Source organism: Haloarchaeobius ordinarius, assembly GCF_051801355.1.
Taxonomy (GTDB): domain Archaea; phylum Halobacteriota; class Halobacteria; order Halobacteriales; family Natrialbaceae; genus Haloarchaeobius.
In genome coordinates, this window is sequence record NZ_CP196560.1 from 3233724 (window position 1) to 3255786 (window position 22063).

Genomic DNA, 22063 nt, shown 5'->3' on the forward strand with positions numbered 1-22063 from the left:
GCGACGCACCCTGCGTCGTTACGTTCGTGCCCTACGCTCCTCCAGGGAGTTCTGGCGCACGAACCGCTGCGGGTATTTCGGTCCCCGTGAACTACGTCACACAGTGGCGTCCCCGTCGACTCAATTCCGAAGTGTTTTGTGTCCCTCGGGGCGAACCAACGAATGCATTCGCACCACGCGGATGGAACCCACCGCGCACCGGTGGTCTAATGGCAAGACTTTGGCCTTCCAAGCCAACGATCCGGGTTCAATTCCCGGCCGGTGCATGATTGTCTCGAACATCGTGAGAGACAGCTGTACAACCGGGAATTGAACCCTGGAAGTCGCAGCGTGCGAACGGAGTGCGCGACCGTCTTGCTCCGGTTCAATTCCCGGCCGGTGCATCCCTCGGTCACCTCCCGGCTGGTGCGGATTCTTCACGAAATCGAACGAGGAGCAGTCTGCTTCGAGTCACGTGGCTCGACGCGATTCGACCCTGGTGGATTCGAACTGGAAGACGTGTTCCCCTGCACTGGCCAGTCGAGCAGGAACCTACTCTCTCCCGCCTTTATGAGCCATGATATCATGGCTCACATTCTCCCGCGTGGCGACCGTTACCTCTCACATGGGGAAGTCGTCCAGGGAGGTCTCGAAACGGAATCTCCTCGCAGGTGTCGGAGTCGGCCTGATCGGGGGGCTGGCCGGATACAGGACGACGACCGGACGGGTGTCCAGATTCCCGGCGGCGATGCGTCTCGAGACGGGCGCGGGTGGGGAAAAGAGGACGAGCGGGGCGCCCACTGTGCCCACGTCGCAGTTTCCACACGCGACCATCGAGCTCACGTGTACCGACCTCACCGTCACGGTCGAGCCTCGGTCCACCTCGTTCTATCTGCGAACACGCCACCGAGACGACGTGACCGACGACTCCTTCAACTGCATTCACGGGCCTTACGAGGGAACCGTCACAGACTCGTTCGAGAACCTGACCGTTGGCATCGTCGACGTAGAAGTGTTCTGGAACGGAAACATCCTGGCCTGGGGCGTCCGACCGGACCAGTGTGAAAGCGTGGCCATCGACCCCGACGCGGTGATAGGACCTGTCGAGGTCGACCCTGGGCCGGTACCGGAACACACGTCGCCTGCGAACACAGGATAGCGGACCCCGCACCGGGTACAACGGAGTCTACGGGCGAGAGACACGTTCACCGGGTGACAGCTGGCAGGAACCGTTAAGTTGGTTGCCGGGAACTCTGGTGTAGTACGATGAGCAGGTCGACGGTTCGGATTCTCCACGTTGACGACGACCCGGCCTTTACTGACCTGGTCGGCACGGTCCTCGAACGGACCGACGAGGGGTTTCAGGTCGTGTCCGTCACGTCACCGGACAGTGCGTTGTCGATGCTCGACGAGGAGTGTCCGGACTGTATCGTCAGCGATTACGACATGCCGGAGATGAACGGACTGGAGCTGTTGCGTGCGGTTCGGGAACGTGAGACCGAGGTCCCCTTCGTCCTGTTCACCGGGAAGGGGTCGGAAGAGGTCGCGAGCGAGGCCATCTCCGCGGGCGTCTCGGACTATCTCCAGAAGGCAGGCGGGATGGAGAAGTACGAGATACTCGCGAACCGGGTCAGGAATCTCGTCGAGAAGTATCACGCCGAGCGCCGGAACCGGCAGTTCCTGGACGCCATCGAGTCCATCGGGCAGGGCGTCAGTCTCCTCGACCAGGACGGGGAGTTCATCTTCGTCAACGACGCGTACGCGAAGTGTTTCGGTTACGAGCCAGCGGAGTTGCTCGGCCAGCACTGGTCGCTGTTGTACGAGACAGAGGAGGACGTCGAACACATGGCGGGCGTGGTCGAGCAGATTCCGGCGAACGGCTACTGGGCCGGGCAGACGCGCCAGATTCGCAAGGACGACAGCCGCGTCCTGTTGCACCACCAGCTCGCGTTCGCCCGCGACGAGACGATGATCTGTACCGTCGGGGAACCACAGGACGCGACCGGGTCGGAACCCATCGTCGTCGATGCAGAGGTGTACGACGACGACGACGGTGTGAAACAGCGGGTGCCCTGACCACTGGTCTTTTCTCCCGTAGAACGCGTAGTTCCACCATGGCGACAGCTATCTCGCTGGACGGGCGGACGCTCACCGCACGGGAGAACGAGGGTGGTGAGGTGTCGGGTGATACGAGTATGCACTTCGAGCAAGACGGCGACCGCATCAGTGCCCACTACGCCGGAGGGCCCATCGTGGAGGGCCACCTCGTGGGCACCTTCGACGGCGACGAGTGGGACGTCCGGTACGTACAGCTCCACGAGGACGGCGAGACGGCCACTGGCCACTCCATCGGGCAGGTGACGCTCCTCGACGACGGCCGTGTCCGGGTCGAGGACGAGTGGGAGTGGGAGTCGAAACCGGGCGGCGGGTGGACGGTGCTGGAAGAAGTCATCGAGTGATTGCCGTCCCGTCCTGACGCGTGGGACCGGTCGTGGGTGCCGGTTCGTCGACCGCCGGCTCGTCGAATTCGAACGACTCAGGCGAAAGCTCGGAGACGAACGAATCGAACGCGGGCCGAGACAGTGGCATCGAGCATCTCCAGCAGGTTGGAGTTGGACGGTTTGGTGCTCCAGTCGCGGCACACACGAGAACGTGTCGTCGAGGGTCGGTCAATCGGCGGTCGGGTCCGACTCCGACGTGTGTCCGGGCTCGTCACCCTGGTCGATGGGGTCGGACGCCGGACCGTCTCGTCTGACCGGGCTGCCGAGTACGAGTTGCGAGACGAGTCCGCGGAGGACACGGGGCGCGGCCGCCAGAGTCCCTATCGCACCGAGCGTGTTGAACACGGTGTCCATCGTGGTATCCTCGTCGCTGTAGACGACGAGCCACGGGTGGACGAGTTCGATACCCTCCCAGACCAGACCCAGGGCGAGCGTGGTCGTCAACACGGCTGCGGGGACCGTCCAGCCGGGGACGAGTGGCGTCTCCCCACTCAGGTAGTACGCCCGTGCGAGGAGGTAGGTCGGTCCGGCGACGAGCGTCGCGGAGGTGACGTGCGTGAGGTGGTCCCACCACCAGACGCTGTCGTACAGGCCGAGCGTTCCCCCGAGCGGGTGCAAGAAGAGCGCGACACTCACCCAGACGACGTGGAACGGTTCGAGTTCGACGCCGAGTGCCCGCCGAACGACGAAGGGGTGAAACAGTATCAGGGCGGCGTAGTGCGGGTAGTCGTGGACCGAGTCGGACGTGAGCGCGAACCCGACCAGAATCGCCGCGAGCGCCAGTCTGACCACACCGGCGACGGCGCGGGCGAGCGGCGAACTCCCGACCGTCTGTGTGTGGCCGACAGACATCCTATCAGAAGAATCGAGACGATGCTGGATAAGGCCGCAGCGACCGAAAAGAGACGACGTAACCGGGTCGATACCGGTGTTTTCGAGCGTTCTCGACGAACGTGATTACTGTCGGCGCACTGCAACCAGTGCGGTCGCGGCGAGTGCGACGAGCGCGATGGCGACACCGAAGCCGGGCGAGCCACCCGTGGAGTCGTCGCTGTCGGTGGCCGTGTCGGTCGACGTCTCAGTGGCAGGAGCCGTGTCGGCTGCCGTGGCGGTCGGCGTCTCGGTCACCGTGACGGTGGGCGTTACGGTCGCCGTCGTGGTCGTCGGCTGCTCCACGGTCGCCTGCACGTCGCCCGCGAAGACGGCCTGCTCGAAGTAGGTGAAGTTCATGCCAGAATCGGTGTACTTCCCGTACACCTGGACGTCGCCCTCGCTCTCGGCGAGGGGCTTCAGCTTCGCATCGTCGAAGGTGACCACGATGCGGTCGCCGTCGGTTGCGACGTTCGTCGCCTCGACCGTGTTCGTCGCGTTCGTCGCGGCGTAGAACGTGCTCGCGTTCACCGACTCGGCGTTCGGCGGCATCGCGAACTCGACGGTCACGGTGCCCTCACCGTCGAGGGTGGCCGGGGCCTGGCCCCCGAGGTAGTCGACGCGACGGATGCGGTTCGCGTCCTCGGGTGCGACCGGGCTGTGGGCCGTGATGTACTCCAGCGTGACCGTTCCGTAGAGCGCCTGGGTCTCGCTCACGCGGGTCGCGTTCGTGAGCACCGAGCCGTCCCAGCCGGCCATGTAGGAGTTGACCGTGACGGTGTAGGTCTCGTCTTCGGCGAGCGGTTCGCCGTTCACGTACACGTCCTGGATGCGCTGCTCGGCGGGGACGCTCTCGTGCGGGACGAACTCGTAGGTGATGCCCGAGACCTGCAACTGGGCTTCCGCGCCGTACTGCTGGCCGGTCTCGCTCTCCAGGGTGACGACCTGGCTCGCGAGGAGCTGTTTCACTTCGCTCCCGGTGAGTTCGACGGTGACGAGAGTGTTCCCGAACGGGAGCACGTTGTACACCTCGCCGACCGTGACCGGGCCGGCCTCGTAGTTGGTGTTCGAGCGGATGCCACCGGCGTTCGTGATGGCGATCTGTGAGCCCTCCTTCCAGCGGAAGGCGTCGGTTATCATGTTCCCGAGTGCGGTCTCGTCGTGGTAGTTCGAGGCGAACCGCGAGTCGAGGTTCACCTCGCTCTTGCCGACGACCTTGTCGAGCTGGCTGCCCCGCGTCTCGGTGATGATTCGGTCGGCGGTCCCGTTCTTCGTCGTGTTCTCGGTGACGGCGAGCAGCCGACCGTTCCAGGCAGTCACCTCGCCGTTCTCGACGGTGAGGTTGAGTTCGGCGACGTGCTCTGCACGGGCCTCGGCCTCCATGATGACCGTGCCCGCGGTCTCCTGGGGCGGGTACTCGACCTCGTCGTCACCGACCACGATGGCGTCGATGCCGTCGGTGTTCTTCGCGAGGTCCTTCGCGACGGGGACGCCGAAGTGGCCCGCGACGACGACCACGTCGACGTTCTCCTCGGTCCGGAGCTGTTCGGCGTACTGCTGGCCGACCTGCTGGTAGTCCCGAAGCTCGTAGCCTTCTGCGGCGAAGTCGACCGCGGTCTTCCCCTTGATCTTCTCGTCGGCGAGGCCGATGACGCCGACTTTCACGCCACCGCGCTCGATGACGGTGTATGGTTTCGTACCCGGAATCGGTTCACCGGAGTCCGCCTGAACGACGTTCGCCATCACCCAGGGGAACTCGGAGGCGTTGGAGAAGTTCTCGACCGGCCCGAACCCGTAGTCCAGGTCGTGGTTCCCGACGACCTCGACGTCGGGCCCGAGCACGTTCAGGACCTTCACGGGCAGACGCCACTGGCTGATGGGCGACAGCGAGTGCGGGCTGACCTGGTCGCCGCCACCGACCACGACCGTCGGGTTGTCGTGGGCGGCACGGCGCTCGTTCACCAGGTGGACCATCCGCGGGACGGTCGTGTTCTGGGACATCGCGGTCTGGATGTCGTTGTAGGAGAGGATGGTGACCGTCGTGGAGTTATTCGCCGTTACGTCGTCGGCAGTGGACCCAGCCGGCGTCGGTGTGGCAGTCTGCTGTACTGTTGGTGCACCACCGGCAGCGGGTGGTGTCGTCGTGTCCGCCGCCGCGACCGGTATCCCGGCGGCGACGAGACAGAACGAGAGGACGAGGGCTGTTACGTGTCGCATACAATCTTTCTATCACGATGAGGTCTTGATAAACGCGGCTATGTTCCGGCTCCGTGTGAACAGTTTTCACAGTATCGCTCTGGACAGTCGAAAACACAAGACACCATCCCGGACGTTTCCAAACATGTCCGCACAATCAAGGTCGGTTCCGCCGAGGATGTTCCCGGGATGAACTGCCCGATTTGGCTGAAGAAAGGCACTGTCAAAATCGGTCTGACACGAGAGACTGTGAGAAAAACACCCAGTTGTGACACACGCCCCGACTCCCCACTCACCCCGGAGATTCCCACTCGCCCCGAAAGTGCCTACTGTCCCTGCGCCCTCTGGGGAACCGTGTCCGACCGCTCGTCGTCACACTCGTTCGAGCTCATCGGCTGGCCCGCCGACGAGCCCACGCTCCGACTCGACTACCGGCGGTTCAGCTACGCCGGGAAGTTCGTCATGACGAGCACGGGGAAGGCGGTCGTCAGGGGAGGCGAACACGACGTCGACGACTCCCGCCCCGATGCTGACGCGTACGACCGCGACGTGGTGGCCGCCGTCGCGTTCAATCAGGACCGGACCGACGCCGAGACGCTCTGGCTCCGGTACGTGACCGTCCGCGAGGACTGGCGAGGCGAGGGCATCGCCCCCGCCCTCGTCCGGTTCGTCGTCGACCGGGCCGACGACCGCGGGTACGAGCGCGTCCGCATCGCGGTCAACAACGCCTACTCCTACGAAGCGCTGTACCGGGCTGGCTTCGGCTACACCGGCCGCGAGACCGGCATCGCGGAACTCGTCCTCGAACGGCCAGACCCCGTGGTCGACGGTTCCAGTGGTGACCGGGCTGCAACCTACCGCAAAGGACTGGCCGTCTTCGCCGACCGTGACGACCTCTCGGCGGCCGAGCGGGCGTTCGTCGCAGAGAAGCGCGAGCGCGGGCCGCCGGAGCGCTAACCCGAGCACCGGAAACACCAGTATTGAAACCCTCCACCACGTAGCGACGCCACGATGGGAAACGCAGACCTTCGGGCCCTCGCGCACATCGAGGAGGTCCCGTTCGACGAACTCGGCGGCGGCGTCGTGGCGGTCGACGCCCACAACTGGCTCTATCGGTACCTGACGACGACGGTCCGCTGGACCAGCGACCACCGCTACACCACCGAGGACGGTGACGAAGTCGCGAACCTCATCGGCATCGTCCAGGGCCTCCCCAAGTTCTTCGAGCACGACCTGACCCCCGTGATGGTGTTCGACGGCGGCCCCTCCGAGTTGAAGACCGACGAGATCGAGTCCCGCCGCGAGCAGCGCCAGAAGATGGAAGAACGCCTCGAAGAAGCCCGCGAGGAGGGCGACACCGCCGAGGTCGCCCGTCTCGACTCCGCAACCCAGCGTCTCACCCCGGTCATCCAGGAGACCAGCCGCGAACTCTTGCGCCTGCTGGACGTGCCCGTGGTCGAAGCCCCGGCCGAGGGCGAGGCCCAGTGTTCCCACATCGCCAAGCGCGGCGACGCCGACTACGTCGGCACCGAGGACTACGACGCGCTGCTGTTCGGTGCACCCGTCACCCTCCGCCAGCTGACCAGCAAGGGCGACCCCGAGCGCATGGATTTAGCGAAGACGCTCGACGAACTCGACGTGACCCTCGAACAGCTCATCGACATCGCCATCCTCTGTGGCACCGACTTCAACGAGGGTGTCCACGGCTACGGCCCGAAGACCGCCCTGAAGAAGATTCGAGAGCACGGCGACCTCTGGACCGTCTTCGAGGAGGAGGACGTGTACGTCGAGAACGCCGACCTGGTCCGGCAGCTCTTCCGCGACCCGAACGTCACCGACGACTACGAGTTCGACACCAGCATCTCCCCCGACGTCGACGCCGCCCGCGAGTACGTCGTCGAGGAGTGGGAAGTCGACCCCGACGAGGTTCGTCGTGGGTTCGAACGCATCGAGGAGGGACTGACCCAGACTGGGCTCGACAACTGGACCTGAGTTCGGTAGCGCCGGATTCTGTCGGTTCCTGTCGATGACTTGTTCAACCGGGCGTCTGCTGCCGACCACCCGGTCTGGCGCGTGCAGGCGGGCGGTCTCGTCCGCCCGCCGAAGCGCGCGAGGGATGACTGGAACGGAGCGGAGCGTAGTGGAAGGAATCGGCTGGGGAGGATGTGGTGCGGTCATCGCCACCAGCGCGAGTCATCGAGTCGTTCTCACAGGCCACCTCGATACCAATACGGCCCGAACAACCAACCAAGACTGCCAGCCAGAACCAGACAATTAAACCCGACGCCCACCTCACCCCGAGTAATGACACCCGAGGAAGTCGCCGACATGATCGAAGCGAACCTCGACGACGCCGAGGCGACCGTCGAACGCGCCCGCGGCGAGCACGACGACGACCACCTGCGCGCGACCGTCGTCTGCCCCCAGTTCGAGGGCAAGCCGCTGGTCCAGCAGCACCAGCTCGTCTACGACGCGCTCGGCGAGCACATGACGACCGACATCCACGCGCTCGAACTGAAGACGTACACGCCCGAGGAGTTCGCGGACCTGTAGTCACCGTCTGATCGTGCGACCGACGAGGACGGCTTTTTGAGGCCGGCGGGCCACCGTGTCAGTATGGAAACCCTTCACGGGCGCGTTCGCGTCGAGTGGGCGCTCCGGTCGGTCATCACCGCGGTTGTCCTCGGCGGTATCCTCTTCGGTATCGACAGGGTCGCCGAACTCGGACTGGGGCCGGCGATTCCCGTCGCGCTGGCAGCCCTCATCATCACCATCGGCGTCGGGCACGCGCTACTCCTCTACCGCGACTGGCGCTTCGACCTCGAATCCGATTCGCTGTATCTCGAACGCGGCGTTGTCACGCGAGTCGAGACGGCGGTCCCGTACGTCCGCGTCCAGCACGTCGACACGCAGCGCAACCCCATCGACCGGGCCCTGGGGCTGTCCCGGGTCGTCGTCTACACCGCCGGGTCACGGGGTGCGGACGTGCTGGTGCCCGGACTGACCCCGGAGCGGGCCCGCCGACTCCGCAACGAGTTGCGCGACCTCGCCGTCGAGTCCGAACCGGAGGACGCCGTATGAGACTGCACCCCATCTCGGCGGTCAGCCGGGCACTCCGGTACGGCGTGAATGGACTGTCGATTCCGTTCTTCCTCGTGGTGATCCTGAACGCCGTCGGCGTGGGCTCGGTCGACTGGCTGTTCCTCGTCGCCCCGGTCGGGCTCGTAGTGGGTGTCACCTACGGCGTCATGACCTACCTGCGTTACGAGTACGAACTCGGCGAGGACACGTTCGACGTGGCCCAGGGCGTCGTCGGCCGGACCGAACGGGAGATTCCACTCCGGCGCATCCAGAACGTCGACGTCTCGCAGAACCTGTTCCATCGACTCTTCGGCGTCGCCGTCGTCCGCATCGAGACCGCCGGCGGTGGCGGAACCGAGGCGACGCTGTCGGTCGTCTCTGAGGAGGAGGCGAGCCGACTCCGCCGGGAGATTCGAGGGCGTCGGGGCCGGGTCACCGGGGAGCAACCCCCGCGCGACGTCGAGACTGGTGTGGCTGCCGAAGCCGGGGAATCGCGGTCTGCAGAAGCCAGCGCCGGTGAGGCCCGACCCGGTGAGCCCGTCGAACCCGGCTCCGCCAGCGCCAGCGAGCCGGGGGACGTCGACAGACAGGTCGCCCAGGGCCAGCGTCCCACCACCGAACCAGCCCAGCCGCGCACGCCGACCAGCGAGGTCCTGTTCGAACTCTCCCCGGTCGAACTGCTCGCACTGGCCGTGACCCGCTTCCGGGTCCGGTCGCTCGTCCTCCTCATCATCGCCATCCCGTTCGTAGAGGACCTCGCGATTCGCCTCCTGCTGGACGCGGCCGCGCCCCTCGGCGGCCCCGGCTCGCTCGACCCGGAGGTGATGACGACACAGGAACTGCTCGCCGTGGGTATCGTCGGTCCGCCGCTCATCCTGTTCGCGTCCATCCTCACGAGCATCGTCCTGTCGACGCTGGAGTTCTACGACTTCCGGCTCGGGCGCGAGGGCGAGGACCTCGTCTACGAGCGCGGCCTGCTCCAGCGGTACAGTGGGTCCATCCCGACCGAGAAGGTCCAGACCATCACGCTGACCGAGACGTTCCTGATGCGCCCACTCGGGTTCGCCGGCCTCACCGTCGAGACAGCAGGATATGCAGGAAGCCGCGCCAGCCAGGGCAGCCAGTCCGCGGTCCCCATCGCCAAACTGGACCGGACGCTCGCCCTGGCCCACCAGCTCGAGGACTTCGGCGACCTCGAGTTCACGCGCCCGCCGAAACGCGCTCGCCGGCGCTACGCGGTCCGGTACAGCATCCCCATCGTCCTCTTGCTCGCGGTCGGCTACCTCGTCTCGGCGACGGTCACGCCGATTCCGTGGTACCTCCCTGCGGTCGCCTTCCTCGTGGTCCCCGTTGCCGCCCACCTGAAGTGGGCAAACCGCGGGTTCGCCGTCGGCGAGGACCACCTGCTCATCCGCGACGGCTTCTGGAACCGGACGACCCGCGTGGTGCCGTACTATCGCATCCAGACGGTCGTGAGCGAGGCGACCGTGTTCCAGCGCCGGCTCGACCTGGCGACGTTGGTTGCTGACACCGCGAGTTCGGCGACGTTGCTGGGTGGCACGCCGACCGCGTTCGACCTCGACGAATCGACCGTGGACGAGTTGCAGTCGGGGCTTCGTGAGCGACTTCAGGCGAGCCTGCACGGGGCGTAACTTCGACGACCCAGGGACTGGTTGGCCGACAGTAATTTCGTCGTCGGACCGTCCGGTTTCGATATGAGACGACGGACCTTCATCGCCCTCCTCGGCACGACTACGACCACCACAGGCTGCCTGCGATTGCAGGGCGGCGAGTCGACCGCGACGAGTACAGGTTCTGGAAAAGACACACAGACGGGTCCCCCCGCTACTGGCACGGCCGCGACGACTGACTCTGGGTCGGGCGACGCGAATCCGACCGAAGATGTAGAGACTGCTGCACCGCCCGGGTCGCTGTCGCTCACCCCGACCTGGGACGTCCCCGGCGGCCACGCGTCGAAACTCTGGTCGGACGACGGGTACTTCTACACGGCGACCGGACAGTCGCTCCAGAAACTGGCACCCGACGGAACCACGGTATGGCAGACCTCCGGGTTCGGCGACTCGGGATTTCTCAACGGTATCGGGTTCGGCGACTCGGCCGTCGCGGTCGGCGTCGACCCCCGACAGGAAACCTCCCCGGCGAGACTGGTGGTCTTCGACGATGAGGGCGCAGAGAGACTGTCCCACGACGCGCCGGCCGACGGCAAACACTATCGAACCGGCGCGGTCGCCGTTTCCGGTGACACCGTGATTTTCGCGACGCAGGCCGACGGCTCCGGCGACGAACAGCGACCGCGAATCGCGGCGCTGGACGTCGGAACCGGCGCTGTCCGCTGGACAGTCGACGTCGAGGAAGGGTTCGTCGCAGACATCGACGTCTGGCGCGACCGCGCTCTCGTCACGATGACTGACCAGGTACTCGACCTGGACCTCGAATCCGGGGCGGAGAACGCCGCCCACGACGTGTTCTTCGGCTTCGGGGGTGTCACCATCGCCGCTGACACGCTGTACGGCGGTCACAACCCGGTCCAGGGTCGGTCCCTGCCCGGGTTCGACCGGACATGGGAGCGCCAGGTGCTTGCCGACGTGGAGGCCGAACCCGTCGTCACGGCCGGTAGCCTCGTCGTCGCAACCGAAGCAGGCCACGTCATCTCGCTCGACAGGGCGACGGGAGACCGCCGCTGGCGTGCTCGCGCGAACGGCGAGATAGACCACGTCGAGGTGGACGGTGGCTACCTCTGGGTCAAGGACCGGTCTGGCTTCGTGTACGCCTTCAACCTCACGGACGGGTCGACCGCCCTCACCGACGAACCAGACGAACTCGGGGACCACCGACCGTTCGCCGTCGTCGACGACACGGTCGTGATTCGCGGCCAGGCCTACACCGTCGAGAAGGAGTGACGACGCCTCAGGTCGGCTGGCCGGCCTCGACCCCTTCTATCCCGCCGATGGTGACGATGAACGTCTCCGGGTCGGCGCTCTCGGGGTCGAACGTGAGGGAGAGGTCGTTCTCGTCGCCGGGCGGTTCGACCACCTCCACGACCGTCCCGACCTCGTGGTCGCACTCGAGTTCGTGAGAATCACCCGCTGAGCCACGCCGAGTGTCCCCCTGGAGAGAAGCGATTCGGTGGGTTTTACGCAGGGGCCGGTCGACGATTCAGGTATGTCCGACGACTTCCGAACCGAGAAAGACAGCCTCGGCGAGATGCAGGTACCGGCCGACGCCTACTGGGGGGCACAGACCCAGCGCGCGGTCGAGAACTTCCCCATCTCCGGTCTGACGTTCGGTCGCCGGTTCGTCCGCGCACTCGGCGTCGTGAAGAAGGCCGCCGCGCAGGCCAACCGCGACCTGGAGATGATTCCGGAAGACAAGGCCGAGTGTATCATCGAGGCCGCCGACGAGGTCATCGCCGGCGAGCACGACGACCAGTTCCCGGTCGACGTGTTCCAGACCGGCTCTGGCACCTCCTCGAACATGAACGCCAACGAGGTCATCTCGAACCGCGCCACCGAGCTGTACGGCGGCGACATCGGCTCTCGCGAGATTCACCCGAACGACCACGTCAACTTCGGGCAGTCCTCGAACGACGTCATCCCGACCGCGATGCACGTCGCAGCGCTCGAAGCCGTCGAGAAGGACGTCATCCCGGCGCTCGACACGCTCCGCGAGGAACTCGAAGCGAAGGCCGAAGAGTTCGACGGCGTCGTCAAGACCGGCCGCACGCACCTCCAGGACGCGACGCCGGTCCGTCTCGGCCAGGAGTTCGGCGGCTACAAGACACAGGTCGAGAAGGGCCTGGTGCGCGTCGACAACACGCGCGAGCACCTCGCCGAACTCGCCCTCGGCGGCACCGCGGTCGGCACGGGACTGAACACCCACCCCGAGTTCCCCGAGCGAGCCGCCGAGTACATCACCAAGGAGACCGGCGTCCAGTTCCGCGAGGCCGACGACCACTTCGAGGCGCAGGCCGCCCACGACGCCATGTCCGAGGCCCACGGCGCGCTTCGCGTCGTCGCCGGCAGCCTGAACAAGATAGCCAACGACCTGCGTCTGCTCGCCTCCGGTCCGCGCAACGGGCTGGGTGAACTCGAACAGCCCGAGAACCAGCCAGGGTCGTCCATCATGCCCGGCAAGATCAACCCGGTCGTCGCCGAGGCCGTGAACCAGGTCCACAAGCAGGTCGTCGGCAACGACGCTGCCGTCTCCGCGGGCGCGGCCGAGGGCCAGATCGACCTCAACCTGTACAAGCCACTGCTGGCGTACAACTTCCTGCAGTCCGCCGAACTCATCTCGAACGGCAGCGAGGTGTTCGCCCGGAAGTTCGTCGCGAAACTCGAGGCCAACGAAGAGCACTGTGAGACGCAGGTCGAGCAGTCGATGGCGCTCGCGACCGCGCTCAACCCGCACATCGGCTACGACAAGGCCAGCACGGCAGCCAAGACCGCACTGAAGGAGGGCAAGACGGTCCGGCAGGTCGTCGTCGAGAAGGGGTACCTCTCCGAGGAGGAGGCCGACGAGATAATCGACCCCGAGGCGATGACCCACCGCGGCATCCTCGGTCAGGACGACTGACACCTCGTCGAGAACGGCTGGCATCGCTCTGGAATCGGACGTTTTGCCGTACCTACACGAGTCCGCCACCAGTCACCACACACCACGTGTGAGGATATCAAGGACAACGTTTATCACCAAGTAATGTCCCGGGTGGAAGTGAACGAACCGCACGAGGGCGCGGACTTACCAAACGTTATCGACAGACGGAGTGACCCCGAACAATCCACGGGTGTTATGGTGGTTGCAGTCCATAATTCTACCATGCACACCTGTCGCAACTGCAACCAATCGTTCAGCACCGAACTCGCTCTGGAGATGCACCTCGACACATGTGAGAAAGGGCAGCTCTTTTGCGAACAATGTGGTGACAGATTTTCCGAGCGCGTAGCGACACGAGATGGGTGGCACTATCGATGCCCGAACGACGAATGCGACGGAGAGGGACTCGGCGAAGACATTATTCAGATAGAAGATATTCGCGCAGCGACGCAGTAACAGACCCTGAGCAGCTTCTCGGATTCGCCGATTCCAGAGCGACGGGCTCGTGAACCTGCTGTCTCTGCCGGCGTGGCGCGACAGGACGGGAGAGACAGCCAGGCCGAGCCGGTCCGTCCGACGCACCCGACCAGAGTCGCCGCAACTGGACGGTTTTTTACCCCTCCGACTCGGACCCTCTCGCAATGACCGACCACGACTACGAGGAGCTGGGACTGGTCGCCGGGCTGGAGATCCACCAGCAGCTCGATACGGCGAGCAAGCTGTTCTGTGGCTGCCCGACCGACCTCCGGGAACCCGAGGAGTCCGAACGGCGCTTCACACGGTACCTGCACCCGACGAAATCCGAACTCGGGGAACTGGACGAGGCGGCACTCGAAGAGAGCCAGGTCGAACGCGAGTTCACCTACCTCGCGTACGACTCGACCTGTCTCGTCGAGGAGGACGACGAACCGCCCCACCGGCTGGACGACGAGGCGCGAGAGGTCGCGCTGGAAATCGCACAGCTACTGGACATGACGCCGGTCGACACGGCTCACGTGATGCGCAAGATAGTCGTCGACGGCTCGAACACCTCCGGCTTCCAGCGCTCGACACAGGTCGCCACCGACGGCGAGATTTCGACCAGTGACGGGCCGGTCCGCGTGGCGGACCTGATGCTCGAAGAGGAGTCCTGCCAGCGCATCGAGGAGCACGAGGACGGCGTCACGTTCAGCCTCGACCGCCTCGGAATTCCGCTGGTCGAAATCGGCACGAAGCCGGACATCTCGACGCCCGAACAGGCCCGCGAGGCCGCCGAGCGCATCGGGATGTTGCTTCGCTCGACCGGGCACGTCAAGCGTGGTCTCGGCACCATCCGCCAGGACGTGAACATCTCCATCGCCGACGGGGCGCGTGTCGAGGTCAAAGGCGTCCAGAGCCTCGACGACATCGACGACATCGTCCGGAACGAAGCTGGTCGGCAGGTCGAACTCCTCGAAATCCGCGACGAACTCGACGAGCGCGACGCGAGTGTCGGCGAGGTGCAGGACGTGACCTCGGTCTTCGAGGACTCCGACTCCGGCGTCATCCGGGGCGCACTCGACGACGGCGGGAAGGTCACCGCGGTTCCGCTGTTCGGCTTCGACGGCCTCGTCGGCCGAGAGATTCAGCCCGACCGCCGCCTCGGCACCGAGTTCTCCGACCACGCAAAGCGCCACGGTGCTGGCGGTATCTTCCACACCGACGAACTGCCGGCCTACGGCGTCACCGAGGACGAGGTCGCCGCACTGCGAGAGGCTGTCGGTGCGGGCGACGAGGACGCGGTCGCCATCGTCGCGGCGAGTCAGGAAGTCGCCGACAACGCCATCGAGGCCGCCGCGAAACGCGCCGAAACGGCACTGGAGGGCGTCCCGGAAGAGACCCGTGGCGCGAACGAGGACGGTACGACCCGGTACCTGCGCCCGCTCCCCGGCGCGGCCCGGATGTACCCCGAAACGGACGTGCCCCCGGTCGACCTCGACCCGAGCGAGGTCGAGACGCCCGAACTCCTGACTGAAAAAGTCGAGCGCTACCAGGCCGAGTTCGGCCTCGACGCCGGACTCGCCGAACAGGTCGCCTACGGCCAGCGCATGCCCCTGTTCGAGTCGGTCGTCGCCGACGGCATCGACGCGACCCTGGCTGCCGGCACGCTCGAATCCACGCTGACCGAACTGCGCCGTGACGACGTGCCCGTCGGGAACCTCACCGACGACCACCTGCGCGACGCGCTCTCGCTCGTGGACGAGGGCGAGGTGCCCAACGAAGGCATGAACGACCTGTTGAGCGCACTCGCCGAGAACCCCGACCTCACGGCCGAGGAAGCCGTCGAGGCGGAGGGCCTCGGTGGCGTCTCCGAGGACGAGGTCCGCGAGGCCGTCGCGGAAGTCGTCGAGCGGAACGCCGAACAGGTCGAAGAAGAGGGAATGGGCGCGTTCTCGGCGCTCATGGGCGAGTGCATGGGTGCGCTCCGGGGCAAGGCCGGCGGTGACACCGTCAGTGCCGTGCTCCGCGAAGAGATTCAAAAGCGGGCCTGAATCGGCTCGCTTTCTGTTCTCCTGCTCAGTCCGCGCCGCGACCGTAGGCACCGTCGGCGTCTCCCTGCTCGCGCAGGGCCTTCTTGAGGCGCTCCTCGTAGGTCGCCGGGTCCGCGATTCGTTGTGAGACGTAGAACGACAGGCCGACGAGGACGAGCGCGAACGCCGCGTCCGTCAGCCAGTGGATGCCGAGGTAGAACGTCGAGAACATGATGGCGACGGTGAGCCCGCCGGCGAGCTGTGCGTACCGTCGCGTACTGTAGCGGGCGTACACCGCGGCCAGCGCGGAGATACCGGTGTGCAGGCTGGGGAACGCCTTCACCAGCGTGTCGGTCGAGGTGATACCCTCGGTGATGATGGGGTGCAGGTCGTACATCAGCGCCTCCATGGCGGGTGCCCCGTTGGCCGTGTGGCCGAGGTACTCCGACGTGACCGAGACGGGGAACGCCAGGAAGTACGGCAGCGCCATGAGGACGAGCATCGCGTAGGCCACACAGTACCGGCGCGCCTGTTCGGGGTCGTGCGCTTTCAGCTTCCAGTAGGTGAACAGCGTGACGAACGGGAACCCGACGAGGTAGACGAACGTCATGACGTACGTCAGCGGGACCCACGTCACCGTCTGGAAGAGCATGACCGTCGTACCTTCGAGCCCGTAGATGACGGAGGTGTAGGTTCGCCCCGCGTAGAAGTGGTGTGCCATCGTGTTCACGCCGAAGGTGATGACCCAGGCCATTCCGAGGTACTTCCAGTCGGTCCGCACCAGCCCGACGACGAACGAGCGCAGGGACGCCCCGGGGACGAACAGCCTGAAGCCGAAGGCGAACACGAGCAGCGTGGGCACTGCTACCAGCAGGGAGAACCAGGTGCCATGTGAGAGGGAGGGCAGTAGCTGCTCCATATGTCTACGTATCGATACCGAGTCGTCTTTGTATTATTGTTTCGGTACGAAGAGCGATACCGGGGGAGCGGCGTGGAAGCGTCATGTGGGGACTCCCAGAGTAATAGTCTGTGTAGAGATAAATCGCTTCTGTTAGTTCAGTGATGACAGCCCGCGGTGCTCGTCGCGGTCTGCGCCCCCGCCCCTGCTGGTCGGTCGTTCGGTAGTGTCGGGCTGAGAACTGGGTCGGTTCAGCCGCTCGCGTCAGTCCTCCCGCTTGGCCGGGTCACGCGCCACGTCCGCGAGTTCCGGATGGTTCGTCGCGCGGCGGAAGATACCGAGCAGGGAGCGCGCCTCGCGCTGGGTCGGGTGCGCCCGGCCGAACACGCGGCGAGCCATGCGCATCGTCTTCGCGCGCTTCTCTTGGGGGTGGTCGATACTGTCGAGCAGGTCGTCGAACTGGTCGTACAGGCGGTCGAGCATCGCCTCCTCGGCACGCTCGTGTTCGCGGTCGGGGAGCTGGGTCTCTTCGACCGTGAGGCCGCGGAGTTCGTACAGGGTGATGGTCGCGGCCTGCCCGAGGTTCAGGACCGGGTAGTCGTCGCTCGCCGGAATCGAGCAGACGGCGTCGAGTTTCGAGAGTTCTTCGTTGGTCAGCCCGTCGGCCTCGCGCCCGAAGATGAGACACGAATCGGCGTCCAGCCCCGCGAGGTCCTCCGCGAGTTCGTCCGGCGTGAAAAAGGGGAACCGGACGTGCTTGCGGCAGTCCTCGTTCGTCGTCGCGGTCAGTCCCACGGTGTAGTAGTTGTCGACGAGGTAGTCGAAGTCGACCTCCTGTGCGTTCGCGAGCACGTCCTCACGGGCGCGACCGGCGAAGCCCCACGCTTCGCTGTGTTTCTCCTGGACACCCTCTGGCGGGTCCACGAGCAGGAGTTCCGACAGCCCGAAGTTCTTCATCGCCCGGGCGATAGTCCCGACGTTTCCTGGTGTCTTGCCGTCGACGACGGCGACTGCTGGCGTGCTCATCACTTCTCTCCGGTCGGGTACTCCTTCGAGATCTCCATGTTCCGCAGGTCGATGCGCTCTTTCGGCTCGCCATCGTCGATTCCCGCGTGGTCTCCGAGGTCCGACGGCTCGGGCAGGTCCGGCTTCGGCAGGTCCAGCGGGTCCGTCTCGACGTGCTCGACGCCGCCGTAGTCCGCCGGCGCACGCCCGCCGTCTGCGAACCACTCGTGGAACTCGTCCTCGAAGCGGTCGGTCTCGGCGAACTCGATGCCGCCCTCTTCGCGGAACCAGTAGAGGAAGTCCCGTTCGTGGTCGTCACACAGCACGACCTCGGCGAGCGGCTCGCCGTAGACGACAGAGGCGACGTTACACTGGTCGACGTGCTCGTCGCCGTGAATCAGCCAGCAGGCGTCACACGGCCCGTTGTAGATGACGCCGAGCCGGACGAGCCGTCGCTTCGTGTCCTCGTCCATCTCGTCGAACGGACGGACCTCGCCCTCCGCGGTGAACACCTCGTCCTCGTCGAAGCGCCACCCCCGGAGACCGATGCTTATCTTGCTCATGTTGGGAGGTATCGGGTCTGTGGGTAAAAACGACGCGTCTTCGGGTGTCGCGATGTGGTCGGATTCGGGTGTCGCGATGTGGTGCAGAACGCTCCCCTGTCGCTTCGGATGGTGCCATGGATTCTGCCAGCACGACGACGCGCGCCGATGGCGATGGAGGTCGCCACCATCCCGCCCCGCACCACACCCTCCCCAGCCGACTCCTTCCGTTCCGCTGACGCTCCACTCCAGTCGTCCCTCGCGCGGTTCGGCGAGCGGACGAGACCGCCCGCCTGCACGCGCCAGACTGGTTGGTTGGGGACAGATGCTCGGCAGCAAACCCACTTGGCGCGCGCTGTCGAGCGTGCCGTGCGAGGCACGGAGTGCCCCGAAGCGAACGGCGAAGCCGTGAGCAGGCCGCGAGCCGATACTGCGCGAGGGACGACCGGAGCGAAACGGAACGAAGTGGAGTGTAGCAACGGGAGTCGGCTGGGGAGGGTGTGGTGCGGTCATCGCCACCAGCGCGGGCAGTCTGGTCGTCGCCACCTCCGTCAGCGCCACTACGACCATCCACCGAACGCCACCAAATCTCCCGGCAGGCCGAACGGGGAACAGGCCGTTTTTCACGATTCGGCACCCCAGCCACGGGTAATGAGAGACGTAGACGCCGCCGGGCTCGGCATCGGGGACGGCTACCCGACACGGGTCATGGGCGTGCTCAACGTGAGTTCGGAGTCGCCGTACAAGCCGAGCGTCTTCGACGACGCGGCCGAGGCGGCCGCGTACGTGGACGAGGAACTCGTCGACGAGGGCGCGGACATCGTGGACGTGGGCCTCGAATCCGCGAACAAGCGCTTCGAGGTCCTGAGCGCCGAGGAGGAACTCGACCGACTGGACGTGGCGCTGGAGACCATCGAGTCCACGTCCGGAGACGCCATCTGGTCCATCGAGACGCGCTACCACGAGGTCGCCGAGGCGGCCATCGAGGGCGGCTTCGACATGGTGAACGACATCGCGGGCTTCGCGGACCCGAAGCTCCCCGACGTCTGTGCGGAGTACGACGTTGCGGTCGCGAAGATGGCGAGTCCGCCCGACCTGAAGCGCCCAGGCGCGGTCGAGGAGACGCCCTGGGCCGAACGCAAGGGTGCCGAGTGGGCCGAGTCGGCGGACTACGTCGACCAGGTGTACGAGGCGCTGAAACAGAACGGGCTGACGGATAAGACCATCGTCGACCCCGCGTTCGGCGGCTGGTCCGAGGCCCAGACGACCGAGCAGGACCGCGAGACCTTGCGCCGGTTGCGGGAGTTCCGCGGCCTGGGTCAGCCCATTCTCGTCTCCATCAACCGGAAGAACTTCCTGCGCGAGCTGACCGGCCGCTCGACCGAGGAGGCGCTGGCCGTCTCACTGGCGGCGACATCGATGGCCATCGAGCGCGGCGCACACGTGGTCCGGACGCACGACGTGCGCGAGACGGTCGACGCCTGTGCAGTCGGTGACGCGTTCACGCCGACGCGATTCCGCGGAACCGTGGGCGGCGCGGACGACGTCACCGTCGAGGAACTCGACGTACAGACCGAGGGTGACGTCTCGCGACACGTCGAACGAGTCGGAACCGCCGACGTCGCTGGCGACGCGATTCGGGCAGTGTTCGAGGTGTCCGGACTGACGGCGACACAGGCGGAATCGCTCGCCGCGGCGGCGTCTGACGCAGGCGCGGTCTTCGCGGCTGGCGACGACGCCGACGGGGCGGGTCTACTCGTCGGGAGCCATCGCGCACTGCGCCGACTGGCCGGGAGAACGCCCGAGGACGACGCCCTCGCTGGTGTTCTCGACGCGGTCGGTGACGCCGTCGCCTGACGCGTCCGGAAACCGCTTCGAACGGGCGCGTGGCCAGCACTGCCATCTGGTTCTCAACCGGTGAAAACGACGCGTTGAGGGGTGTAATGGTCGATTATTCGACTAATTTCTCACCAGATAGTTGTCGAAACGTAGTCAGTAACCCGGCACGTCACACAGCTTTCGACCCACGTATGGCAGACTAAAGAGGGAAAACTTATACCGAGACAGTATGAACGAACGGGTGGAAGCCGGGAGGGCCTCTCGGGTAGGGGTACCTTGTAAGAGGCAATTCCGGCCCACACCAACGGTTATCTTGAACCCACTCTGGTAGCCACTGGTATGGAATTCAGCGAGTTCGAACCCGTCTACGAGCGTATCTGTCGAGACTTCGGCTTCGACCGCGCGGGCGACGAAGCGGCCCGGGATGTACTTGCTGCCCTGACGACACCCTTCGACGAGTCGCGACTGTCGACACTGGCGGGTGAGTGCGTCGCCATCTGTGGTGCTGGCCCGTCGCTGGCCGACGACCTCGCGAGCCTCGATGCCGACAGAATCGTCGCTGCCTCCACGGCCGCCGCGATATGCCGGGACAACGGCGTCTCGGTCGACGTGTACGTGACCGACCTCGACGGTGACCCAGAGCTAGCAGGCGAACTGAGTGCAGCCGAGACCCCGACCGTCGTGCACGCACACGGGGACAACCTACCCGAGATTCGCGAGCAGGTCCCGGCGCTGACACGAGAACACGTCCTGCCGACGACGCAGGCAGCGCCCGTCGAGCACGTCCGGAACTTCGGCGGGTTCACCGATGGCGACCGGGCGGCCTTCCTCGCGGACCACTTCGGGGCCGCCGAACTGGTCTTCCCCGGCTGGGACTTCGACGACCCGGCGGTCGACCCGATGAAACGGCAGAAACTGGGGTGGGCCGCGCGATTGCTCTACTGGCTCGAACGGCGACGCGACGAGGAGTTCGCGGTGCTGGATGGGATTCGAGACGGCTTAGAACTGCCCTGAGAGGCCGGTGGACGTTCGAACAGGGTCAGGGTTCGAGGACGACCTTCCCCGTGGACTTGCGGTCCTCGATGTACTGGTGTGCCTCGGCGGCGTCTTCGAGCGCGAACGTCTCGCCGACGACGACTTCCAGTTCGCCGGATTCGAGACCCTGTGTGAGGTCCGGCACGGCTTCGAGGACGCGCTGTGGCTTCGTCTGCATCGCCTTGCCCAGATGGTAGCCGATGACCGACTGGTTCCGGAAGAACATCTCGCTGGTGTCGAGCGTGCCCGGGACGCCACTGGCCGCGCCGTAGGGAACGATGCGACCGAAGTCCTTCGTCGAGCGGACCGACTCGGCGAACACGTCGTCGCCGACGCCGTCGAGCGCGAGGTCGACCCCCTCGCCGTCTGTCTCCTCGAGGACGACCTCGCGGAAGTCCTCCTCGGTGTAGTTGATGGGGTAGTCACAACCCAGGTCGGCGGCGAGGTCGAGTTTCTCCTGTGTGCTCGCGGTCCCGAACACCTCTGCCCCGGCCCGGTCGGCGAGCTGGACCGCGGCCGTGCCGACACCACCGGCGGCGGCCTGGATGAGCACCGACTCGCCCTCTTCCAGTCCGCCCCAGCCGAACAGGCAGTTGTGCGCGGTCAGGAACTGGACCGGGAAGCCGGCCGCCTCCGCGAAGGACATGCCCTCCGGAATCGGGAACAGGCTCTCGGCGTCGGTGACGGCGTACTCGGCGTAGCCGCCCTGTCCCACGAGCCCGACGACCCGCTCGCCGCCCTCGTAGGCGACACCCTCGCCGACTGCCTCGATGGTCCCTGCAGCCTCGAACCCGGGGCGGAAGGGAGCCTCCGGGCCGCCCGGGTAGTGACCACGTCGCTGCATGATGTCGGCGAAGTTGATGCCTGCGGCCTCGACCTGTATCCTGACCTGGCCGGGACCCGGCTCCGGGACCTCGTCTTCGACGACGCGCATCGACTCTGTGTCGCCGTACTCCGTGACTTCGATGGCTTTCATCTGCATCGCGACTGAGTACTCACTCAGCACTTATACAT

At 65.8% G+C, this 22063-nt stretch carries 21 protein-coding genes and 1 tRNA gene; 15 read left to right on the forward strand and 7 right to left on the reverse strand.

What is annotated here, in order from left to right; all coding sequences use genetic code 11:
• Window positions 1-195: 195 nt before the first annotated feature.
• From ACSC1R_RS16905 to ACSC1R_RS16920, 4 genes are all read left to right on the forward strand, one after another.
• A tRNA-Gly gene (locus ACSC1R_RS16905) sits at window positions 196-266 on the forward strand.
• 338 nt (window positions 267-604) lie between these two features.
• Window positions 605-1138, forward strand: a complete 534-nt coding sequence (locus ACSC1R_RS16910; protein WP_439026893.1) for a hypothetical protein — start codon at window positions 605-607, stop codon at window positions 1136-1138.
• A gap of 107 nt (window positions 1139-1245) precedes the next feature.
• The gene (locus ACSC1R_RS16915) at window positions 1246-2055 is read left to right on the forward strand and encodes a response regulator (protein ID WP_439026894.1); all 810 of its coding nucleotides are present in this window, start codon (window positions 1246-1248) and stop codon (window positions 2053-2055) included.
• A 38-nt stretch (window positions 2056-2093) separates the two neighbouring features.
• Window positions 2094-2438: a hypothetical protein gene (locus ACSC1R_RS16920; RefSeq protein ID WP_439026895.1), complete on the forward strand. Its 345-nt coding sequence runs from the start codon at window positions 2094-2096 to the stop codon at window positions 2436-2438.
• Window positions 2439-2648: 210 nt separating this feature from the next.
• Here the strand turns inward: ACSC1R_RS16920 and ACSC1R_RS16925 are convergent, their stop codons facing one another.
• Both ACSC1R_RS16925 and ACSC1R_RS16930 read right to left on the reverse strand, forming a co-directional pair.
• Window positions 2649-3332, reverse strand: coding sequence for a hypothetical protein (locus tag ACSC1R_RS16925; RefSeq protein ID WP_439026896.1), 684 nt, complete (start codon window positions 3330-3332; stop codon window positions 2649-2651).
• Between the two features lie 105 nt (window positions 3333-3437).
• Window positions 3438-5567 (reverse strand): 5'-nucleotidase C-terminal domain-containing protein, encoded by a 2130-nt coding sequence (locus ACSC1R_RS16930; protein ID WP_439026897.1) that lies wholly within the window; start codon window positions 5565-5567, stop codon window positions 3438-3440.
• Between the two features lie 333 nt (window positions 5568-5900).
• Between ACSC1R_RS16930 and ACSC1R_RS16935 the strand changes: the two genes are divergently transcribed.
• The 6 genes from ACSC1R_RS16935 (at window position 5901) to ACSC1R_RS16960 (ending at window position 11548) form a co-directional block, all read left to right on the forward strand.
• Window positions 5901-6503: a GNAT family N-acetyltransferase gene (locus ACSC1R_RS16935; RefSeq protein ID WP_439026898.1), complete on the forward strand. Its 603-nt coding sequence runs from the start codon at window positions 5901-5903 to the stop codon at window positions 6501-6503.
• A gap of 54 nt (window positions 6504-6557) precedes the next feature.
• Window positions 6558-7538 (forward strand): flap endonuclease-1, encoded by a 981-nt coding sequence (fen, locus tag ACSC1R_RS16940; protein ID WP_439026899.1) that lies wholly within the window; start codon window positions 6558-6560, stop codon window positions 7536-7538.
• A 312-nt stretch (window positions 7539-7850) separates the two neighbouring features.
• Window positions 7851-8099 (forward strand): BolA family protein, encoded by a 249-nt coding sequence (locus ACSC1R_RS16945; protein ID WP_439026900.1) that lies wholly within the window; start codon window positions 7851-7853, stop codon window positions 8097-8099.
• 63 nt (window positions 8100-8162) lie between these two features.
• Window positions 8163-8627, forward strand: coding sequence for a PH domain-containing protein (locus ACSC1R_RS16950; RefSeq protein WP_439026901.1), 465 nt, complete (start codon window positions 8163-8165; stop codon window positions 8625-8627).
• Complete coding sequence (locus ACSC1R_RS16955) at window positions 8624-10279, forward strand: PH domain-containing protein (protein WP_439026902.1); 1656 nt, start codon at window positions 8624-8626, stop codon at window positions 10277-10279. Before ACSC1R_RS16950 ends, ACSC1R_RS16955 begins: the two co-directional genes overlap by 4 nt.
• 63 nt (window positions 10280-10342) lie before the next feature.
• On the forward strand, window positions 10343-11548 hold the full coding sequence (locus ACSC1R_RS16960; protein ID WP_439026903.1) for an outer membrane protein assembly factor BamB family protein: 1206 nt from the start codon (window positions 10343-10345) through the stop codon (window positions 11546-11548).
• Between the two features lie 7 nt (window positions 11549-11555).
• Here the strand turns inward: ACSC1R_RS16960 and ACSC1R_RS16965 are convergent, their stop codons facing one another.
• Window positions 11556-11687: a hypothetical protein gene (locus tag ACSC1R_RS16965; RefSeq protein ID WP_439026904.1), complete on the reverse strand. Its 132-nt coding sequence runs from the start codon at window positions 11685-11687 to the stop codon at window positions 11556-11558.
• Between the two features lie 123 nt (window positions 11688-11810).
• Here ACSC1R_RS16965 and ACSC1R_RS16970 point away from each other — a divergent pair, with 123 nt between their 5' ends.
• The 3 genes from ACSC1R_RS16970 (at window position 11811) to gatE (ending at window position 15751) form a co-directional block, all read left to right on the forward strand.
• A complete protein-coding gene (locus tag ACSC1R_RS16970; protein ID WP_439026905.1) occupies window positions 11811-13220 on the forward strand; it encodes a class II fumarate hydratase in 1410 nt (469 codons plus the stop codon).
• Between the two features lie 243 nt (window positions 13221-13463).
• On the forward strand, window positions 13464-13697 hold the full coding sequence (locus ACSC1R_RS16975) for an HVO_2901 family zinc finger protein (RefSeq protein ID WP_439028739.1): 234 nt from the start codon (window positions 13464-13466) through the stop codon (window positions 13695-13697).
• Between the two features lie 185 nt (window positions 13698-13882).
• Window positions 13883-15751: a Glu-tRNA(Gln) amidotransferase subunit GatE gene (gene gatE / locus ACSC1R_RS16980; protein WP_439026906.1), complete on the forward strand. Its 1869-nt coding sequence runs from the start codon at window positions 13883-13885 to the stop codon at window positions 15749-15751.
• Window positions 15752-15776: 25 nt separating this feature from the next.
• On the opposite strand, the gene ACSC1R_RS16985 is transcribed toward gatE, so the two are convergent.
• From ACSC1R_RS16985 to ACSC1R_RS16995, 3 genes are all read right to left on the reverse strand, one after another.
• On the reverse strand, window positions 15777-16649 hold the full coding sequence (locus ACSC1R_RS16985) for a phosphatase PAP2 family protein (protein WP_439026907.1): 873 nt from the start codon (window positions 16647-16649) through the stop codon (window positions 15777-15779).
• A 243-nt stretch (window positions 16650-16892) separates the two neighbouring features.
• Complete coding sequence (locus tag ACSC1R_RS16990) at window positions 16893-17654, reverse strand: RNA methyltransferase (protein ID WP_439026908.1); 762 nt, start codon at window positions 17652-17654, stop codon at window positions 16893-16895.
• On the reverse strand, window positions 17654-18196 hold the full coding sequence (locus ACSC1R_RS16995; protein WP_439026909.1) for a hypothetical protein: 543 nt from the start codon (window positions 18194-18196) through the stop codon (window positions 17654-17656). The genes ACSC1R_RS16990 and ACSC1R_RS16995 overlap by 1 nt, the downstream gene beginning before the upstream one ends.
• Before the next feature lie 630 nt (window positions 18197-18826).
• Between ACSC1R_RS16995 and folP the strand changes: the two genes are divergently transcribed.
• Together folP and ACSC1R_RS17005 are read left to right on the forward strand one after the other, a co-directional pair.
• The gene (gene folP / locus ACSC1R_RS17000) at window positions 18827-20032 is read left to right on the forward strand and encodes a dihydropteroate synthase (RefSeq protein ID WP_439026910.1); all 1206 of its coding nucleotides are present in this window, start codon (window positions 18827-18829) and stop codon (window positions 20030-20032) included.
• A gap of 321 nt (window positions 20033-20353) precedes the next feature.
• Window positions 20354-21028, forward strand: a complete 675-nt coding sequence (locus ACSC1R_RS17005; RefSeq protein ID WP_439026911.1) for a 6-hydroxymethylpterin diphosphokinase MptE-like protein — start codon at window positions 20354-20356, stop codon at window positions 21026-21028.
• Between the two features lie 25 nt (window positions 21029-21053).
• On the opposite strand, the gene ACSC1R_RS17010 is transcribed toward ACSC1R_RS17005, so the two are convergent.
• Window positions 21054-22025, reverse strand: a complete 972-nt coding sequence (locus tag ACSC1R_RS17010; RefSeq protein ID WP_439026912.1) for a quinone oxidoreductase family protein — start codon at window positions 22023-22025, stop codon at window positions 21054-21056.
• Window positions 22026-22063 lie beyond the last annotated feature (38 nt).

Coding starts and splice junctions, on each gene's coding strand:
- gatE (WP_439026906.1), top strand. CDS start 13,883: ATGACCGACCACGACTACGAGGAGCTGGGACTGGTCGCCGGGCTGGAG.
- ACSC1R_RS16995 (WP_439026909.1), bottom strand. CDS start 18,196: ATGAGCAAGATAAGCATCGGTCTCCGGGGGTGGCGCTTCGACGAGGAC.
- ACSC1R_RS16950 (WP_439026901.1), top strand. CDS start 8,163: ATGGAAACCCTTCACGGGCGCGTTCGCGTCGAGTGGGCGCTCCGGTCG.
- ACSC1R_RS17010 (WP_439026912.1), bottom strand. CDS start 22,025: ATGAAAGCCATCGAAGTCACGGAGTACGGCGACACAGAGTCGATGCGC.
- ACSC1R_RS16915 (WP_439026894.1), top strand. CDS start 1,246: ATGAGCAGGTCGACGGTTCGGATTCTCCACGTTGACGACGACCCGGCC.
- ACSC1R_RS16970 (WP_439026905.1), top strand. CDS start 11,811: ATGTCCGACGACTTCCGAACCGAGAAAGACAGCCTCGGCGAGATGCAG.
- ACSC1R_RS16955 (WP_439026902.1), top strand. CDS start 8,624: ATGAGACTGCACCCCATCTCGGCGGTCAGCCGGGCACTCCGGTACGGC.
- fen (WP_439026899.1), top strand. CDS start 6,558: ATGGGAAACGCAGACCTTCGGGCCCTCGCGCACATCGAGGAGGTCCCG.
- ACSC1R_RS16960 (WP_439026903.1), top strand. CDS start 10,343: ATGAGACGACGGACCTTCATCGCCCTCCTCGGCACGACTACGACCACC.
- ACSC1R_RS16975 (WP_439028739.1), top strand. CDS start 13,464: ATGCACACCTGTCGCAACTGCAACCAATCGTTCAGCACCGAACTCGCT.
- folP (WP_439026910.1), top strand. CDS start 18,827: ATGAGAGACGTAGACGCCGCCGGGCTCGGCATCGGGGACGGCTACCCG.
- ACSC1R_RS16985 (WP_439026907.1), bottom strand. CDS start 16,649: ATGGAGCAGCTACTGCCCTCCCTCTCACATGGCACCTGGTTCTCCCTG.
- ACSC1R_RS16945 (WP_439026900.1), top strand. CDS start 7,851: ATGACACCCGAGGAAGTCGCCGACATGATCGAAGCGAACCTCGACGAC.
- ACSC1R_RS16920 (WP_439026895.1), top strand. CDS start 2,094: ATGGCGACAGCTATCTCGCTGGACGGGCGGACGCTCACCGCACGGGAG.
- ACSC1R_RS16990 (WP_439026908.1), bottom strand. CDS start 17,654: ATGAGCACGCCAGCAGTCGCCGTCGTCGACGGCAAGACACCAGGAAAC.
- ACSC1R_RS16930 (WP_439026897.1), bottom strand. CDS start 5,567: ATGCGACACGTAACAGCCCTCGTCCTCTCGTTCTGTCTCGTCGCCGCC.
- ACSC1R_RS16910 (WP_439026893.1), top strand. CDS start 605: ATGGGGAAGTCGTCCAGGGAGGTCTCGAAACGGAATCTCCTCGCAGGT.
- ACSC1R_RS17005 (WP_439026911.1), top strand. CDS start 20,354: ATGGAATTCAGCGAGTTCGAACCCGTCTACGAGCGTATCTGTCGAGAC.
- ACSC1R_RS16925 (WP_439026896.1), bottom strand. CDS start 3,332: ATGTCTGTCGGCCACACACAGACGGTCGGGAGTTCGCCGCTCGCCCGC.